The 20,021-nt window shown below is 34.7% G+C and carries 14 protein-coding genes and 1 pseudogene; all 15 read right to left on the minus strand.

The window, feature by feature from the left end; all coding sequences use genetic code 11:
• Positions 1–272: 272 nt before the first annotated feature.
• Positions 273–2,891 (minus strand): TrlF family AAA-like ATPase, encoded by a 2,619-nt coding sequence (locus tag J2Z40_RS17220; RefSeq protein ID WP_245350149.1) that lies wholly within the window; start codon positions 2,889–2,891, stop codon positions 273–275.
• Between the two features lie 130 nt (positions 2,892–3,021).
• Entirely contained in the window at positions 3,022–4,878 is a 1,857-nt protein-coding gene (locus J2Z40_RS17225) for a hypothetical protein (RefSeq protein WP_066392224.1), read from the minus strand.
• Between the two features lie 555 nt (positions 4,879–5,433).
• Entirely contained in the window at positions 5,434–6,435 is a 1,002-nt protein-coding gene (locus J2Z40_RS17230) for an HNH endonuclease (protein WP_066392223.1), read from the minus strand.
• Between the two features lie 28 nt (positions 6,436–6,463).
• A complete protein-coding gene (locus tag J2Z40_RS17235; RefSeq protein WP_066392218.1) occupies positions 6,464–6,787 on the minus strand; it encodes a nucleoside triphosphate pyrophosphohydrolase in 324 nt (107 codons plus the stop codon).
• A gap of 119 nt (positions 6,788–6,906) precedes the next feature.
• Complete coding sequence (locus J2Z40_RS17240) at positions 6,907–9,801, minus strand: DEAD/DEAH box helicase (RefSeq protein ID WP_066392215.1); 2,895 nt, start codon at positions 9,799–9,801, stop codon at positions 6,907–6,909.
• Positions 9,802–9,927: 126 nt separating this feature from the next.
• Positions 9,928–10,329, minus strand: a complete 402-nt coding sequence (locus tag J2Z40_RS17245) for a (deoxy)nucleoside triphosphate pyrophosphohydrolase (RefSeq protein ID WP_066392214.1) — start codon at positions 10,327–10,329, stop codon at positions 9,928–9,930.
• 44 nt (positions 10,330–10,373) lie between these two features.
• Positions 10,374–12,194, minus strand: coding sequence for a GmrSD restriction endonuclease domain-containing protein (locus J2Z40_RS17250; RefSeq protein ID WP_066392212.1), 1,821 nt, complete (start codon positions 12,192–12,194; stop codon positions 10,374–10,376).
• Positions 12,195–13,194: 1,000 nt separating this feature from the next.
• Positions 13,195–13,842, minus strand: coding sequence for a DedA family protein (locus J2Z40_RS17255; RefSeq protein WP_245350150.1), 648 nt, complete (start codon positions 13,840–13,842; stop codon positions 13,195–13,197).
• A 164-nt stretch (positions 13,843–14,006) separates the two neighbouring features.
• Positions 14,007–14,306 (minus strand): nucleotide pyrophosphohydrolase, encoded by a 300-nt coding sequence (locus tag J2Z40_RS17260; protein WP_066392209.1) that lies wholly within the window; start codon positions 14,304–14,306, stop codon positions 14,007–14,009.
• A gap of 231 nt (positions 14,307–14,537) precedes the next feature.
• Complete coding sequence (locus J2Z40_RS17265) at positions 14,538–15,050, minus strand: hypothetical protein (protein WP_245350151.1); 513 nt, start codon at positions 15,048–15,050, stop codon at positions 14,538–14,540.
• 3 nt (positions 15,051–15,053) lie between these two features.
• Positions 15,054–15,239, minus strand: a pseudogene (locus tag J2Z40_RS20190) (YkgJ family cysteine cluster protein); the annotation flags it as partial.
• Between the two features lie 2 nt (positions 15,240–15,241).
• Positions 15,242–16,276 carry a hypothetical protein gene (locus J2Z40_RS17270; RefSeq protein WP_066392205.1) on the minus strand — a complete coding sequence of 345 codons (1,035 nt, stop codon included), beginning with the start codon at positions 16,274–16,276 and terminating at the stop codon, positions 15,242–15,244.
• Between the two features lie 21 nt (positions 16,277–16,297).
• Complete coding sequence (locus tag J2Z40_RS17275) at positions 16,298–17,842, minus strand: hypothetical protein (RefSeq protein ID WP_066392203.1); 1,545 nt, start codon at positions 17,840–17,842, stop codon at positions 16,298–16,300.
• A 363-nt stretch (positions 17,843–18,205) separates the two neighbouring features.
• A complete protein-coding gene (locus J2Z40_RS17280) occupies positions 18,206–19,036 on the minus strand; it encodes a CPBP family intramembrane glutamic endopeptidase (protein WP_066392193.1) in 831 nt (276 codons plus the stop codon).
• Positions 19,037–19,199: 163 nt separating this feature from the next.
• Entirely contained in the window at positions 19,200–20,021 is an 822-nt protein-coding gene (locus J2Z40_RS17285; RefSeq protein ID WP_066392191.1) for a MerR family transcriptional regulator, read from the minus strand.

A 20,021-nucleotide genomic window follows, 5' to 3' on the forward strand; every position in this document is an offset into this window, starting at 1 on the left:
TACTTCTGTACTTTAATGAAGAGGCCACCAAGCGATAGCGCGGTAGATGATAAAAATCTATAAAATTGTGTCTACTTTATTGACTTAATACCATTGAATACATTCGAAAGAAAGATAGACACAAAGAGACTTTTACTAGTCATTAGAGATTAGCATTAGGTACATAAAGGGGAAATTTTGCTAACAAATATTTATTTCTACATAAAATAGGATAACCCTTTTTTCTATTAGAATATTTATTTTTATAAACTAATTTCATGTTACTCTTAAGGTTATAAATTGTACTTGGCTCTTCTCATTTGAAAGGCGATATTTCCACCTTCCAGAGTATTAACAACAGCAGTTTTAACATTTGGATTATCGACGGAACCAATGCAATTTTCTGCAATTGACCCTTGACCATCGATTTCTTGCATAACAACTATTAATTCAGAATCACCAAAAACAGGGATATTTGCATTATGTGTAGCAAAAATGAATTGTCTATTTAACTTATAATCTCTTAACCCATCGACAAAATTATTTGCTATATAAGAGTTATCTAAATTATCTTCAGGCTGATCTATGATTAATGGGTCATTATTATCTAACATTAATATATTTAAAATTGCAGTACACTGTTGCCCTTTTGATAGTTTATTAAGAGATTTAAAGTTTTCTCCCTCATCACCTTCACCTGCAGTATTTAATTTAACATCAATCATATCTAACAATGGTATTAATTCCAGTTCTAGTCTATCTTCTAATGGTAACTGCGCTAATATATCAGCCTTTGCCTTAGTTAGATCATATTCTTCCATAAGTTTTGTGCTTCCTTCATTTATGTGCTGAATAAAAGACGCTAAGGAAAATTCATCTTTTTCTCTAATCCAACTCAAACTTTTTGGACCTAACCCATCAACTTCAGACAAATATTCTATTAACTCTTCTCTATTTTTCCCAGCATAAACTTCAACCTGTACTTTCCCTTTTAATTTACCTTTATTTATCCTTTTAACTGCCTTTCTTAATGAATCATAGGACTCATCTCGATTTTTATTCAATTTCTCTAACAATGTCCTTCTTTCCTGTATAACTCCCTTTAATTCTTCCCTTATTCTTATAGATTCATTTTTACTTGGATTTATTCTGGCAATCTCAGATACTGTTTCTCTATACTCTAATGCAATTTCAGGTCCGGTTTTTCCATTTAGCCCATCTAAGGACTTAATTGATTCTTTAATTTCCCCTTCAGATTCCCTTTTTATTTCTTTCCATTCACCGTCGATTTCTTCCACTTTCCTTGCAGTGTCTTTAACAAGTCTTTCGTACTCATCTTTTAACTTAATAAGTTCCAAGTTAAAGTCTCTTATTATATCTGTAATTTTGTTGAATTTACAGGCATTTGGAGTTTTCTCTATAAATTCTTTAGTAAATGGAGTATCTACCTCAAGAAAATGTATAGAATGTTTCGTTATTACTTCAAGAGATTTTTTTATATACTCTTCTTCTGTCGATAAATGTTCTATTGTACTAAGTTTTTCTGCAATTCCATTCTCTTTAAAAAAATTTACTTTTTCTTCAAGTTTTGGCAAAATAGAAACCTTATCTGAAATTTCATCCCTTTTCTGTATTCTATCTATTAAAATTACTGCGTTTTGTTTTAAATCTTTAATAATCGCTTCTCTTTCAGAGATTTTATCTGCTTGATTAGGAAGGAATCTACTTAATATATTTAATTTTGCTTCTTCATTCGATACTAGTTCTATAATTTCATTTTGTCCGAATATCTCAACATGCGGGAGTATATCTATTACATTTAAATTTGAAACAGTACCGTCGGAATTTTCTATTACTATAGGATCTTCATACCTTTTAATTATTTTATATTTTTGCCCATAGCGCTGGTTGGAGGTTATATGTAATTCTACTCTTCCACTGTCTAAGCCTAAATTTGCCTTTATTAATTCCCTAAAATATTTTTTCGATTCTTGGCTTTTGGGCTCACAATCAAGAGCGTATCGTATTAGTTCTAATAAAGTAGATTTACCGGTCCCTCTTCCTCCAATAGTAGTATTTAGGTTTCTTGAAAAATCTATAGACAGCCCGTCAAGATAACCACCAAACACTTCTAATTTGTCTATACTACTATGAAAGCGCTCATTTTGTTCAAACGAGAGTTTTACTCTTGCGCTAGGATCTTGAAAAGCCTCCTTAAAACAAGAAAAATTTAAATCTGACATTTTTACTAAACAATAAGCGTTTTTTTCTTTTAAATCTTCTGGCTTACAAATATCCTTTGCATTAATGAATGCAAAAGGGGTGGTCTTTTTGTACATCGGTTCTTTATTCTTAATAATATTAATATATTTGGGATCTATATCTTCCAAACCATAAGGAATTTGCGCCACTTTAAGTCTAGCATCAGTCCAAATATGATTCATTTGGCCCATTTTAATTATTCCGTTATCACTTGTAATATGAGCAGCATACCAAAAACCATTTAACTCTTCCTCAACAATTTTTGTAATTTCTAAGCACGAAATATGACTTGGCATTACCCCATTCTTTACATCAGTCAAACCTAACCGACCTAAATACCTATTCAATTGTTCAGGCGTAGTTTCTTCTGAAAAAAGACATACGATATGGATTTTTTCAGCCGTTGCAATTTCAAAGCCCGGAAAAACTATGATATCATTTTGTCTTAATAAATTTCTTAATTTTTCTGATGTATCAATATTCCCATGATCCGCAAGACCTACTACTTTTATCTCTTCAGATAAACAGTTTGTTAGTATTAATGAATTATATTCGTCCTCACTTATTGCATGTTCTCCACCCCTGTATGCCACATAACTATAAGGATTAACTTGCAATGCACATTTATAAAATTCAGCAAATTTCTTCAAGTTTTGACCTCCTTCTTCCATTTTATACATTTCATAGTTCCATTATATAACAAAAAAAGACAGGTTAATTACCTGCCTTTTAATCTTGATATAAAATTGTTTTTTTAAATAACGGCTATTTTTTTAGGTATTATACTAATAGAGACTTTGTTGTAATTAATTTCTTAAAGTTAACATCTTCTACTTTATCTAGGTTTTTTAACTCTTCTAGGTAATCTTCATAACTTTCACGCTTAACCTTTACTAGGTCATGTACTGAGTTATTTGGTTGTAAAGTAATAGTATATAACAAATCATCAATGATAAGTTTTAGGTAAAATGCTATTACATCATAAATTTCGTCTAAGAATTCTTCATCCATACTGGCTTGATGTGCTAGTATATTCCTCATTCTATAAGCACGAAGAAAATCACTATGTACTTGCTCTTTTAAAGTCTCTAAATATTTTTCAAACCACAACTTCTTTCCTCGCAACGATAAATACCTATTAATTAAACCAATATATCTTTGTTCAATAACTTTATCTGAATAAATATCCAAGGCTTTTTGTTTATTGGTGGCTAGGAACTCTATAAAATAGGGTAATTTAACCTCTTTCTTCAAGTTATCTATTGCCTTCTCACCAAGTATATTTTTTACTTCTTCCATTAATGTAAGATTTTCACTATTGTTATTCTTGAGGATATCTCTCGTACGCCACGCTAAACTCTTTAAATAGAAATGACATATATATGGGATAGCATAATCTAAAACATTTTTCCTTTTGTTAAAGGAATCGGTAACAAATAAATATTCTAAGAGGCTCCACATTGCAACCAATCCTGTCTCTCTAGGAGAGTCCTGTATTACCCTGCACCATTGTAATAATTGATCTAAGCCTTGGTATTTATTATTCATTTTCGAACTAAGATTAATCTTAATGTATTTTTCATTATTTGATATTTGCAAACCTTGTTGATACGTTTCTATATAAGGGTCCATATTAATTTGGTTACCTTGAAAATCATATACTATTGCTTCTGATAAATTTCCCGGATAGTACTGCTTATGTTTATTCTCTAAAGTGAAAAGTTTAGTTGTAGATATTAATTCTTCCCTTGCTGAATTTATGGCAGCAACTTCATCAGTTGACTCAAGTTTTATTCTAGAAATGTGCTTATCCGTTTGGAAAAATTCATATAATTGTTTATGATAGGGTTCCTCTAGAGAATATTCTTCAATAAATTCTACTCTAAGTGTTTCAGGATCTTTATGAAAAGTGATATTACCCTCTTTATGATTAAATAATGAATCATAACCTTCTGGTAATTTTAAAGTGATGAAACAATCAAAGGGTCTTCTATTTTTCTTACCTAGTTCACTTATTCGTTCTACTCTTTTAAGAAAATTAGGCTCAGAATCGATAATAAATACTCCATTTCCCCAATTAAACAAATATTGTTTGTTATGCCCTTCATAAATTAATTCACTTATTACTAATTCGATTAAACCATCCACTGTTTCAAAAGAAAGAGTAGGTTTATTTAATTCATCTTTAAGATAATTGGCATATAATTTTGGGATATCCTCATTCTCTAATTTATTATATAAAGTAGTCATAAGAGTATAAGGTAAATTTAAATGCTTATATTTATCTAATTCACTTTTTAATTCCATAAATGTTTGTTTATTTGATAAAAAGTTTTTAATTCTAGACTCAATTAGGTTAAAATCGTTTGGATAAATCTTTTTTAATACGATATTATTATTAAGCGTTTCAATTACTTCCTCTAATATTTCAAAAATATTATGTTCATACAATACTTGATCTTTAAAGTGATCTATTACTCTTAAGGCTTCCTTTAAAACCGAGCGAAGAGATGGCTTTAACAATTTTCTATAATGTATATGGGTATTTTCTAATAATTCTCCCCATCTTTGGATAAAATATATTTGATGGCTATTAAGATTTGGATTATAACCCTGATTTTTAAAGTGCTTATACATTTTAATTCCCCTTTTTAAACTTTGAGGTTGCAATTTTAAATTCAATTGCATATAATTTATATAAAGATTAACTATACTAGATACAGGGCTGGAGATATTTTGCGATTTTATTCTAGAAATGCAAAGTGGATCTAGCCCTTTAATTATTTTACCATATACTTCAAAGTTTTTACTCTCAAAAAAATATATCAAATAAATATTAAAATAATTAAAAAGGCTTATTGTTTAAATAAGCCTTTTATTTATTGCATTATTACAATTTATCTAACCATAATTTATTAATAATAACCTCAATTCTCTGTTTTACCACTATTTGTGATACGGTTCACCGTATCATAAGCTAAATAATTACATTGCTATTGGCAAAGAATATATAATAAGGAAATTTTCTATAATATTATCGAACCTTTCAACAATTCAACCAATCTCACATTCACAACTCGCCATTCCCTATAGCAGAATCCCTATAACCTAAGCTGACTGTTTATTTTTGTTAAGGTTTAGATAGTTTCGTGGGAGTAGAAAAATGATTATACAATAACCTAAGACTATACACTACAAACTAAATTTCCTCCTTGGAACCCAAAAATCCGTATACCCATTATCATATGAGTACTGGTATAGCTCAACCAACTTCTTTTTCTCATAAATCTTCATATCTTCACGGCCAATGATCATTGAATGAGTAAGAATTTGTTCATTACGATCAATTAGCTCTTCTAAGAATATATTATTTGCAAGCTTATCACTTTTTGAAAGATTGCAGACTGAACAAGCAATTACCAGATTCCAAAGCTGATCAGATTGCACAAAACTCCATGGAATAAAATGATCAACATGTGCTTGTTCCTTTTTCTTAATTTTCTTGCCGCAATAGAAACATGTTCCGTCAAAGTAAGATGCCAGCACCTGATAAAATGGATCTAATGATGAACGCTTTGAGACATTTTCAACCTTTAATAAAAGATTAGCCGAGTCTCCATGTTCATTAAACTTTTCCAGGAATAAGGCTAGATGATAATTTGACAAATACTTCAATACTCTCTGAAACCGTTGCATAAAGGAGTAAAATGCCGGATTGATCCGCAAAACTTCCTTCTTATTGTCAAAGTCATATATCGTGCCGCCTGTATCGCCGTAAATAGCTCCCATCACATTGAGCTTACATTTCTTTTTAACCTTATTTACGATTAAAACCTGGAGTTCATTTGAAAGCTTATCAAACACAAATGTATCTGGAATTTGATGTGTGTTTTGAACATCTAATAGAATCCGTTGAACCTCCGACATTTTGCCAACCATATTAATTTGATTGAGCTGATGATGAATGACCAAATTCCAGTAAATGACTGAAAAACTATTAAATAACGCATCATATTGCAACTCAAGCTTTTCATTTACGTTATATAAGTTTTCAATTAGGGATTTAATTAACACAAATTTATAAGTAGTCGAATTACGGGATTTTGTAGAAAAAATATAATTAAAATGAGCCCATATTTCTTTATCTGTTAAATACTCGGCCCTCATTTCTCCTATTTGAAGCTTATGACTCATACCGCACCTGCTCATATTAGTAGTCTTTTTATTCGCTTACCTCAATTAAAAATACTTTCTCGCGGAAACTGCCCCTTTTTTGTGCCTTCTGTTTACGAACCTCCTCAAGCTTTTCAATCGAAGCACCATGATATGCCGCAAGCGCGTGGATAATTTCTAGAACATCCGCTAATTCTTCAATTGCCTCTTCATTATTTACAGTATTTACATACTCCTCGAGCTCCTCGAAGCCTTTTTTCTTGAGCTCTTTTATGTATTCAGTATTATCTAGTATTTTCGTTGAGAATTTCTTTCCGGTTTTTTCGATAATTTCTGGAATACGGTCTCTAACTAGTTTGTTGTATGTTGGCATTTGAGATTCTTCCTCTCTTTATTACAGTCACTCTTCACAATATTTTGCAGGGCGAAAATTCACCTTAATTAGATTAAAGACACCTGGCCCTAAAGAAATTAGGGCTCAGGCTTCCTTAATTATTCTATATCTTCACTACCCTCAATAATATAATGATAAAGCTTACTCTCAATCGACTGCTCCATAACCATATTCATATGAACAACCGGCTTCCCATCCTTCATTACATCCTGCTGAACCGTGCTCTTATCAGGCTTTGCTTGACCAAGGTAGTAGAAGTCGCTGCCTTCATCATCATCTTTTTTGACAAAAATATGGAGATCAATATGATTTTCTTCCGCATTTATGATTTTTCGAACTTCATCTGAGTCTAGTCTTCTGTTACTACGCGTATACCATTTAAGAACATCCTGACTGAGAAACTCATCCCCATAATTCACACTAGATTCAATTTCATCTTTTTTATGGTAGGTAATGAAAATCGGACAAGTATTATGTTTAGTTTTATATCCATACATCGTGGAGCTTTCGTCATTTTGCCAATTCAATAGTTTACAAGAGTCTTTTCTTGAGTATTTTTCATACAAAGTTAGTGGTTGTTTACATTCATATTTTTCACTTTTTTCTTTTGCACTTAATAAAATATCCAATACCATTGTTTTGAAATAATCATTTCTTACTAGACTTTCACGGATCGAATCATTAAAGGTAAAGCAATTTTCCTTGACAGTAATTATTGGTTGATCCCCATATTTTTTCTTAAAAACTTGGGTGAAAAATGATAAATCGAAGATGCCTTTGACTGATGCAATGGTATCCTCGTCTACTTTGCAACCTTCTTCGACTAAATGATTAATAAATTCCCCATGCTCTACCTTCTCTTGCTGCATTAACAATTCTAACAATTCGATTTCGTGCTTACGCTTTCCATTTACTAGCTCTAACGACAGCATTGTCAAAACCTGATTTTCATAGTTTGTAATCGTCGATACTTCCTCTTTCATTTTCAGTAAAAATTGATAGTAGTTCGTATATTTTTCAACAATGACAACGGGATCGATAGAATGCTGCATGACGAAATCATACAAGTATGGCACTCGTCCAAGTCTATTTTTCACCTCAATATAGGCATCCTTTAGGATTTTGAGTGTGGTTAGATTGCTGTTATTTATGGCGCTAAAGATCCGCTTTTTGGCGACTTCTTCAAAATTGATTGTTGAAACACCTTTAATATAGCTTGTGTCCTTCGTATGTCGGCGGATGTTATCTTTGTTTTGCGATTGATCGCCTGATAAAGCAATCGGAATTAAATAGTTATTTTTATAGTTACCAATAAAATCAATGATGGTAACGAAATCCTTGGATTCATGCTTACGAAGTCCGCGGCCAAGCTGCTGAATGAATATGATGCTAGATTGAGTCTGCCTTAGCATGACAACCTGATTAATGCATGGGATATCAATCCCTTCATTAAAAATGTCGACGGTTAAAATGTAATCCAATTGGCCATTTTCTAATTGATTCACTCGGTAGGATCTCTCTTCTTGCGAATCATCACCTGTCAGCGCAATTGTGCGTAACCCTTTTTCGTTCAATGCTGTAGATAATACTTTCGCTTCTGTTTTCCGACTGCAAAATATTAATCCCTTAACCGCTTCACCTGAAAAACCATAATAGTCAACCTTATCTATAATATGATTCACACGTTCCTCATTAACGAGCTTCGTTAAAATGGTCGCATCATCCACATTTTCTCCGTTAATATCAAGGTCCGTCACACCAAAATAATGAAAAGGTGAAAGCATGTCCTCCTCAAGCGCTTCTTGTAAACGAATTTCATAGGCAATGTTGTAATCAAATAGCTCATAAATATTAAAGTCATCTGTTCGTTCAGGCGTTGCCGTCATTCCCATAAAAAATTGTGGTTTGAAATAATCGATCACTCTTCGATAGGAAGCGGCACCTGCTTTATGGACTTCATCTATTAATACATAATCAAATTCCTGCGGATCAAACTGCCTTAATGTCTCTTCTTTAGAAATGGTTTGGATGGTTGCAAATAAATACTTAGCATTTGCTTGCTTATTGGAGCCTGATAAAATCCCAAAGTCTTCATCCACTCCACCCAGAATCCGCTTAAAGTCCGACTTTGCTTTATTTAAAATTTGCTCTCTATGTACAATAAAAAGCATACGCTTAGGACCAAAACGCCTTACATCAAAGGCAGAAAGGTAGGTCTTCCCTGTCCCTGTTGCCGAAATAATTAATCCTTTATCTTTTCCTGCTGCTCGGACCGCTTCAATTTCTTGCAGCGCTGCTTGCTGCATCTTATTTGGGACAATCTTTAATGCATCCTTGATTGCATTCGTCTGATATTGAGTAGGTAATTCTATAATCTGATCAAAATCTCTTTTATCAGCAGCCTGAGAATAAGTCTTTTCGTATTCATCAATCCATTCCACTGTTAAAGCCCTAGACTGCCCCCATACTTCTTCAAACTGACTCTTGAAGTGATGAACGATCTCCCCATTTTCAAGTGAAGTTAATTTCACATTCCATTCATAATTAACCTTCAAGGCATGGGCAGTTAAATTAGAGCTTCCGACAATCAGTGAGTAATGTGTATCATGGTTAAATATGTAGCCTTTCGAGTGAAAGCCCTTTAAATCTGTTAATCTCACATCTATATTTTTGATCTTCATCAATTCTCGAAACACTTTCGGCTGATTAAATTGTAAAAATGTCGATGTTAATATCCGACCCTTTACGCCTTTTCGATCAAGATCAAGAAAATGGGATTTAAGCGTCGCAAGGCCACTTTCCGTAATAAAAGCGACAGAAAAAATAAAGGACTTGCTTTGATCAAGCTCTTCTAACAATGTGGATAAAACGTTTTCATTTTCCTTTAAATTATTTACTAGTAACTTCGGTTTATATCTACCAGACTTGTTCAGTTGTTTATCAATAAAGCCCTTATGTAAAGACGCTTCTAAGTTCTGAATCAAATTCTCCATACAATCCCCAATCATTTCCATTTGTTTATATCAATTGTAATACTCTTAATTTTCGAGTGCAATTTATTTTTAAAGCAAAGAAGCTATCCACAAATTGTGAGTAGCTTCTTTGTCTATTTTTATCGATTATTTTACATGAATTGCCTCTGCTAATTTTTCTACTGCCGGAATATCCGCAGGTGCCCAATCAAGTGATGAAAGCTCATTCGTTGGTAACCATTTAATCGCAACATGCTCTGTTAGCTCTGGCTTTCCTTCGATCAGCTTACAGATAAAAGTCGTTAAATGAACAATGCCGAAGTCATACTCATACACCGTATGATCGACTTTCTCACCTATTTCAATTTCGCAATTCATCTCTTCATTAATTTCTCGTTTTAATGCTTCCTCAGCAGATTCCCCATCCTCAATTTTCCCGCCTGGAAATTCCCATTTTAGAGGGAGAGATTTATCTGGGCCCCTTTGGGCACATAGGATTTTATTGTCTTCGATGATGATTGCACCGACGACATGGATGTTTTTTTTCATGGGTCCTCCTGATTTGAATGTTTATTTTCTCTTTTTTCTATTACTCAAATTAACGATTGACCAAATGCTTTAACAACATCTTCCCCATCTAAATTTGATATTGGTTTATCCATTGCATCGCTTATCAAATTCACTAAGGACTTTGCTCGATTGATGAAATATTCATTGAAATGATCACTTTTTAAATCCTCTACACTAATTAAATGTGAGGCAAGATAGTTGTTTAGGTTTATTTCAGTCACTTGTTTATCATGAATAATTTTTTGGATATATTTACTTGGTGCGGAACCACCAATGCTTCGATTCGTTTTTGCAAATAAAGGCGTTTTATTCACAATAGAATTCCATTTTCTCTTATCTAGTTTTTTATCTTCACAGTATTTACGAGGAAAGATATGATGGATATCTGTACTCTCATCTAAAAATGTGGTGAAGTCCATTGCACTACCGGTAACAAAATCCAAACAACCTTTTTTTAGTATTAACGCCATGACTCCTTTATACGCTGCACTTAACCGAGATTGTAAAGAAAGTAATCTGGTAGGTTGGAAGTATGCTCGTTGGACAGTGTCTGGTTCCTTCCCTCCATTAATCCATTCCATCATTCCAGAAACATCCGTAGCAAATCTTGTTTCATTTGCTCCACCATACATTTCTCCAAAAACCCCACACCAATACCAACTAGAAATTTTTTGTTTCACTGTGCTGTTTTGTGCTTTGCCTTTAAGTATTGTGAACATTACTGATAATGGGATTAATTGAGTACTGTATGGTAAATCACGTGCAGTAAAAATTCGTTGTTCCTTCATAAAATTAGCTGCTTGAATAAAGCCTTCTGTTAAATCATTTGAATATTTTTGGTATTTATCTAAGATCAGTTTTAAGACATCACGTTTTTTACAGCTTATTGCTTCTCCCCCATTTTGACGAACATAATAGCGATCTAGTAGCGTTATTGCCGTTAAAAAGTCAGACGAAGAAACCACCTTCAATAGTGCTTGGTCTTGATTCACATAAGATAGAGCAGATGCGTCAATCATTTTTCTCTTCCGTTCTTCCCAGTCTTTTCGAAGTTCGAAATTATCGGCAGCAAACGTCGCTGTTACCAATTCAAAAACAGTTAGTGACACTCCACCGGTATTAACATTTTCGAAAACTTGGCAGACAGCATCCTTTGGTGTATTTTTCCCTAGCGTAATAACTGGTACCTTATAGCTTTGAATCGGATTTAAGACATCTCTGTTAAATTCAGAAAATTGTTGAGAAATGATAGGATCATAATTATGGAATTTTTGATAACCGTTTAACCACTCCATAAATTCCATTAAGTCATAAACGATATTTAAAGGAAACATTTTATTGGCAAATTCTTTTTCACGTGTACTAACATCTAGTTCTATATCTCGCCCAAAGTTCATTCGGATCATTTTATCTTCTGGAACAGAAATTACCGCGTCTACGCGGTCTGTTGTACTGTTTAAGCTTTTTTCGATATCCAAGTAATAATAGCGCTGGATTTCTTTATTTTTCTCTGTACGGGTTTGGACCGGTTTTCTTGAATATAAGGAATTAAAAATGGATGTCATTCTCTGTTGACCGTCCAAGACTAAAATTTCTGGGCTACCTGTTGCAGTAGCACCTGTAAACGGACGATATTTAAATCGAATTTCTCCATTTTCGCTAAACTCCAAAAACATCAATGCACCGACAGGATATGCATTTGAAATACTTGCAATTAATGCCTTTATGCGATGATCGTCCCAAACCCAACCACGCTGGAAATCAGGAAGTTGAATTTGACCATCCTCAATACTTTTTAAGATACTCGCAATTGCTGTATCATTTGACTTAAACGTGCTACTCATTTTATTCTCCTCAATTCAATTAAGCTATTGTTTAATAAAATTATAAAGCACCTGTTAAGTTTTTACATCCTATTGAATCATTTCTAAGTTTTTATGACAATAAAAAAATTGCCTCCATCATAATAGTAAAGCCGATTTTTATTGATATTTATTTTATTTTTTTTGGTTCTAAATTCGAATGAATATTCCTAAATAAAAATTTATGATATCAAATAACTTTCATTCTAAAACTATGAAGACAATTCACGATCTTAAAAAAAATGGTGGGTATCCTTTAACAGCATCATCCCCATTGAAATCTACGTATAAATTCCCTATAATAAAGATATAAATAAAAAGATCAGGTGCTTAGAACACCTGATCAACGCAACAACATGCCGCAAAGTGAGCGGCAGCCTAAGTAAATGATTGAAAAAGAAGTAACCACGTCAACCTAGGGCAAGGAGAGCGGTTACTTCTTTTTGTTTTGACTTAACATAATAAAGATAGTTACAACACCTATTAAAACTAAGTTTGAATAAAGTGCTATAGACATTGCTTCGTATGTCGTCATTTTTCCACCTCCCTCCTATCGGGAAGTGGCTAACCGCTCATCAATGCTTATGAAGTTGCTATCAATAATTTTAGCACCTATTTTACTAGATTACCAGATAATACAAACATACATTCCTCTCCCCACCGGATACTTCACCTCATTCTTCTCTATCTTCTTAAATACTTCCTCTTCCAAATTCACAACAGCCCACTCCTTATCTACTCTTTTCTCACCGGATAATTCTATTTTACCATTACTATCCTCATAGTCATCTTCTCATAAAAAAACCAACTCTCAATTAGAGAATTGGTTTTTCCATCCTGATTAATTGCTCTTCATTTTACATATTGGCTAAACCTCTACCACCGAATGGCATAGTATTTTGACGTCTTACAAGCGATTTACTTTCATATAAATTCCCTCTCAAGCCCGTTTTCCATCATTTTATAACCCCATATCTTAGAACTACCGTCTTTCCTTCAACTGTCCTCGTATCACCCCAATAATAGCTGGCAACACCGATACAAAAATAATGGCTAAGAGCACCGTTGAAAAGTTGTCTTTGATAATTGGGATATTGCCAAAGAAATAGCCTAAAATCGTACAGATGCCCACCCATAAAGCGGCGCCTGTTACATTATAAATGAGAAAATAACGGTAGTTCATGCGGCTTGCCCCTGCAACGAAAGGAATAAATGTGCGAATAAATGGCATAAAGCGAGCGATGACAATTGTTTTTCCTCCGTGCTTATTAAAGAAATCTTCAGCCTTCTGCATTTTATCTTGGTTAATCAATTTTCCCATAAAGCTTTGATTGGAGATGGTTGTTCCCACTTTCTTGCCGATATGATAATTTACCGTATCGCCAATGACCGCTGCGATAAAGAAGATAATGAGAAGGAATACAATGTTAAATGCGCCCATTGCAGCTAGCGCACCACTAGCAAATAATAAAGAATCGCCTGGCAAGAAAGGGAAAATCACAATTCCCGTTTCCACAAAAACGATTAAAAATAAAATTCCGTATGACCAACCGCCAAAGTTTTGAATAATTTCAACTAGATGCTCATCAATATGTAGGATGAAATCTATGATAGTTTGAATGATTGTCAAAGCTGTACCCACTTTCATTTTTATTTACATTCTCACATTATTTTTTTCTAAAAGCCATTAGGAATACTCTTTTACCAACTGCAGTGGGGAAGTCCCCTCCTAATTGGCTTGTAATTTTTTAAAATTCTACCTAATGTTCTCTTCCGTACGATAGGAATACCCCATTATTTCTCTTTATTCACCGGATACTTTACCGCATTTTTCTCCATTTTCTTAAATGCTTCCTCTTCCAAATCGATATTCATTTGATCCGCTAGCAGAAGTAGATAAATAAATACGTCTGCCATCTCTTCTTTAATATTCTGTTTGGATTCAGCAATCGCTTCTTCACTCGTTCTCCATTGGAAGTTTTCTAATAGTTCGTTCGCTTCTAAAGAGACAGAAATGGCCAAATCCTTTTCTTTATAAGGCCCCCATCCCCGTTCATCTCTAAACTCTCTTATCTTTTGTATTAATTCTTCCATTTCAAGCCCACCTAATTTGAATATTATTTTTGCAAATATAATTTATTTTACCATTTGTTTTCGTAAGAGATAAGTTCTAAAATGATTGGGTTAATGAAAAAGGAGTGAAGCAAATGGGATGCTTCACTCCTTTTAATAATAGCCAGTCAACAGTAGATACGATTTCTATCGTATCTTTGCTTGTTTTCGGACGTTGTATGCCATTCTTCAGGCACCCACTTTAAATTCCCCTCACCACACCAACTCATCCTCTTCCTCATAAAGCGAAGAAGCATAGTCCAGAAATTCCATTAGTCTTCGTTTGCTTATTTGATCAAGGCTGATTTTGTATTGTGTTCCGTATTTCATATTCAGCTCTAGTGCCGTTATATCGACACCGAGAAAGCGATCTTCATTGATATATGTATAGTCAATATCTTCATATCTTGCTATAAACTTCGTTGTGAAGTTGGATGATTCCTTTACACAGACGGAATCTGTGGTTAGGACAAGCCCTGATTTTCCCTTATTGGATATGCTTGTATCGATAATGGCAATTACGTCCTCTTTCTTCCCCTTTCCTTGACAAATATAATCAACCGCGTTTCTGACCCAACTTGCGTCCTCTAGCCACGGTTTGTATTCAAAAATCTCTTCGAATTTCTCCTCTAGTGCTGACTTGATCCCGCTCATCTTTTGTCTCTCCATTCTCTTTAATGTATTGCATGCGTTATCATTCATTGCATAATATTCATCTAAGGACATATGCTCCTGAAAAATTGATTCATATAGTTCATCTACTCGACAGATTTTTGGGCGACGTTCGTAAATGGTGCACTTATTTGTGTTTGTATCCAGGTGGGTGCATATCCCGTCACCCCGGTCTAAATGTCGATAGGTTTCTGTTAAACCAACGGCTTTGCAGCATAATCCACAACCATCGCAATGAAACATCGTTACGCTTGCATCAGTCCCGTTAAGTACTGATTGCCATTTTCAAGTACTTGCTCGGACATTTCATCCAATTCTCCTTCTTGCTTGAGGAGGGATGTATCAAGAATGACTTTGATTGCTTGAGCTAATTGTACGCACTTGTATATCTCTTGTTGCTCGCTCTTAGAATAGCTCTCCCAATTAACGCCTTTGGATTCGATAATCTCTTCTAAAAGCTTCACCTGATAGACAAAGAAAACATCGAGTTTTTGCAGCAGCTCTGTTAATTGATTGGCACGTGTGAAAATGCCTTTCAATGCAATGCCGATATTTCTTGCTTGTTTTTTAAACACTTTCGCCTTGTCATAATTTCCATAGGCGTCATTGAGTGCAGTCTTCGCTTGACTGGCGAAAATAGCGCCGCCAATTGCAAGAGCGGGACCAGCGACTAAACCTCCTAATACAGCCATGCCGCCTGCCATTCCGAGGCCTCCTGCTGATAATGCCCCTCCGCCAAGCCAAGCTAGCGTTGCATTCGTTGCCGCTACACCAGATAGCGTACCGAGGGCTGTACCTGTTGTTGCTGTGACGATTAGCCCACCGAGGCCGCTCATGACGACACTGTACGTTCCGTATGCCAATAAAGCACCTGATCCAACGGCTGCTAACCCGTTGATGGCTACTTTCTTTGCCTCAAATGAAGCTTCTTTCAATTGCTTAAAGCTTTCACTTGTCGGGTTGAAATTTTTCAGTTCATCAATGCCTTCACTATTTTTCAGATTGATATTTTTGATTTTCTCAAAGCTTTGGACAAACTCGTTGATAGATGTTGAGAGGATTCGGATTTTTTCTTGCCCTAGCTCTGTGATCGCCTCGTTTGTTTTTTCTCTTGCCATATCAATAAATTCTTCGGATTCTTTTGCAATATCCTGTGATGTTTGATTCAGTGATTTTGCTCGATCCATATCTTTTTTTGCTTCAAAGCCTTTTTTAACTCCGGCTGCTGCTGATACGGCAGCGATTCCTGCAGCAATGGCAGGTATTAATGGCAATGGCATATGTATCCCTCCCTATTAAAGTTAAAAATCGAAGACGGCATTTTTATCCGTCATAAAGCCGTTGAATTCATCGAAATTCTTAAATTTCAATGCTCCACCCATTTCGACCGCAATCCTGCTTAAGGATTCTGTAAATAATTCAAGATCGTTGTTATGACTGGAATCCGCTAACATCGAAAGACTTTCGGAAAAAATCTGGTATCGTTCTGCATAAAATGTATCAATTATGATCAATAGTTCCTTTCCTTGTTTGTCCATAGACTCCATCGCAGCACTGGCAATCGCATGAATTCGATTTCTCCGTTCATACGAAAGCCGCTCCTCTTTAAGCGTCTGCATGCAAGCCTTGTAAATCGTCGAGCTAGACAAATAACCAATCATGCCCCCAACTACTGTTCCAACACCAGGAAAAACCATCGTCCCAACCGCTGCACCAAAGCTAGCTGCCATCATGCCCGTTCCTTTTTCACCTAACTCCTCTACCAATTCAATGGTATTGATTTCACCTTTCGCATAGCGGATTAATGATTTTCCCACTTGGACGGTTGCCGTCGCAATCATCGCAGGCATATTCGTTTTTGATAAATTGACAAACACACTATTTTGACTACTCGACATCAATCCTCTAATGGCCGTATCTGTTGCGCCCATTACATATGCAGTTACCGCACCGCTCGCTGTATCCTTAGCGACCGCTTTAGCCGCATCGACTCCTTCTTTTTCACCACGCATGACGCTAGTAATATTTTGCGCGGTAGAAATTACTGCTGAAAGAACTGCCGCACTTTTCGCATTTTCTAGTCCTGAGCGATGGGCTGTTTCCATAACATACTTAGCTGTCGCTAATTGAGGATGTTCTCTTAGAAAAATCGCTTCTTTTGAAGTTATTCCACTGTCTTTCAAATCCTCTGATACTTGCTGGTAGTTTGCTGCCTTTTGCTCAAGCAGCTCCGCTTTATCAAACTTGCCTTCACTTCTTAATTGATCTGCTTGGTCAAACAAGCTCTCAGCCTTGTCATTCGCATAATTCCTCGCAATCTCGTATTGTTCCTTTGGTACTAGTACATCATTCCCTCGATACCTTTCCCACTTATCCCCAGACATTTTATCGACTAGATTTTCTGAACTTCGCTGTATTTCTTCAGCAGTGCTGAACTTGCCGCAGAACTTCATTTGCGCCCCCCATGAAGGGTTCCCTGACTCGTCTACGGATAAAATATCGAATTGGGGATCATTGCCTCTGCCAATATCGTTCGAACGATGAACGCTCGTTTCACTTTTATTAATGATGTTCTCCGCATTCGTTTTGTTGACATAGTGAATTTCTGCGGAAAAACCAGCTTGTTGTTTAATATTCTGATACTCAAAATCTGGATTGACCTTGGATTCAGCAACTTGCTTTAATCCCTTTCGAATAACGTCACCATTTTCATCAAGCGCTCCATTATACCCTTTGATGTATTCAGATGCCGCTCTCCCATACCGTTCAACATTATCAGTCGTTGTCGAGCCGATAACCGAATCTATTAACCCACTATGCTCTTTTTTCTTGTTTTCTTTACTCATTTTAAAAAGCACCTTTCATTCTCGTTTTCTTTATAGGTGTCTTCAGTAAATGTAGTTCAATTGCCAAATTTGGAAATCCCCTACATCTTATTTCCTAATTTTATAATATTTTGAAGGAAAATTATATAAGAAGCTAATAAACATAGTTGCATTCTCCTATTTCATACCCACTATTATTTAATGAAATTCCTAGTTACCTAAGTAATTAGGAGGAAAACAGAAAAACAGTCAAGTGGTTGACTGTTTTTTTGCATCCAATCTATAGCAATCCTGGGGATAGTATAGTGGTGGTGCCAGGCACTTCTTTCATGTTTCTGTGAGTTCTACTGCTTTATTGGAAGCATGAGAACCGTCCCCTTGCATCTACTTAGAATGCTTCCCATTATTAAAGTTTGTATCTCCCTTTCCATACAATACTTTCTTAGGATTTATAACGATGAGTAGAACAGCTGCTGCTAAATATAAAAATGCGCTATACATCATTAAATCGACTAAGTTTTCGTTAATTATGCCAATAAAAAAATTAAAGAAATGGTGGATGACAATGGAGATGATTAAATTCTGATTTAAGTTATAAAATGCGGCCAGGATGATTGTAGTGGATAGAATTGTAATCATAAAGAATAGAATATATTTGATTAAATCAATGCCCGTATACCCTGTAGTAAACCATATGGGTAAATGCCACATCCCCCACCAAAATCCTAAGATTATCGCAGCTAGTAATGGCGAATATTTTTTTTGAAGCTCCATTTGAGCAAATCCTCTCCACCCTAGTTCTTCTCCTAGTGGCCCTGACAGTAGCGTTTTGAAAAAGAAATAGATGAGCATTCCCCATGAAGATTGAGTAAAAATAGAGTCCACTTCACTATTATTAGATACGAAAAACAAAATCAGCAAAAAAATAAAGACTTGAATCATGCTTGCCGTGAGAAGCACAGAAAATTTAAGTTTATTCTTGAATTTATTTTTTACAAATTGTATAAAACTCTGCCTAGGATAGATTCTTTTAAATAACATTCCAAAAGCAAAGGTTGAGGACCAAGCAGATAGACAGAGCATAATATCAAAGATCCATGCAGGAAATCCTAACATTTTTGTGGCTCCGACAAGAAGAAAAAGCGGCCAAAAAATGATATTGGTAAGCAGAATAAAGCTTGCTACTGGTTTATTTAGTTTCTTTTCTTTATTCATGTATAAGCCCCCAATTCAAACTAAGTATTTCGTCAATATAATGACACTCATATTTACGAATATCTTCAGCTTATACCTAGGGGTTACTCACAGGTCAATATATGTCTGCATTATTTTATCCCGCATTAACAAGCAGTAAGACTCCTACTGACAGATTAAAGTTTCACTTTATAGGTGCATACATTTCTAAAAATACACGTTCGAGTCCATCTTCATAAGTAGTAAGTAATAGATTGATATAAACTACCCCCAAAAGCGCATACCCATTTTCTATTGCTGCTTTTCTTAAACTAGCCTCCACGTGATCGTCAATACTTTTTCCACCAGTTGACCATCTTCCATTTTCAATAACGGTATACATACATTTTTGATGAGAGACAATTTCATGTTCTATTTCTCTATGATCGTCTTCTACTTTTCTTACAATAATAAACTTATCTTCTAGAACACCTTGATCATTAAATCTTATGACTCTTCTTAAAGAGGTTAGATTAACAGCTTTTTTCAAGCTGTCCGTGTTCTCTTTAAGAGCTTCATATTCATCGAATGCATTGACATGCCCTATTTCTCCTTTTATTTCTAAAGGCTCCATTTCTTTCATTGTGTATTTTCCTAAGTATTGTTTAATTTTTTCGCAGCCTTCTTTTACGATCTGAAGCTTTTTTAAAAGCAGCTTTTTATATTCTATTTCTTCTAAGACCTCTTGTTCTTTTTCTTCTAAAAATGATTTTATTCCCTCTACACTCTTGCTTTTTCTTATCTCCTGGATTTTTTTTATTTCAATATCCATCTCTCTATAGAAATTTACTGTGGCTATATCATATATATCAAAACGATTATATTTTCTATATCCATTCTCAATATCTTGCTTAGGTTTTACCAATTCCTTTTCTTCATAAAACTTTAAGGTATCTCTAGAAACACCTAGAAATTTAGCTACTTGACCAATTGTATAGGATACATGGGGACGGTTCTCATGCTTCAT

The sequence above is a fragment of the Cytobacillus eiseniae genome (genome assembly GCF_017874625.1).
GTDB classification, from domain to species: Bacteria; Bacillota; Bacilli; order Bacillales; family Cytobacillaceae; genus Cytobacillus; species Cytobacillus eiseniae.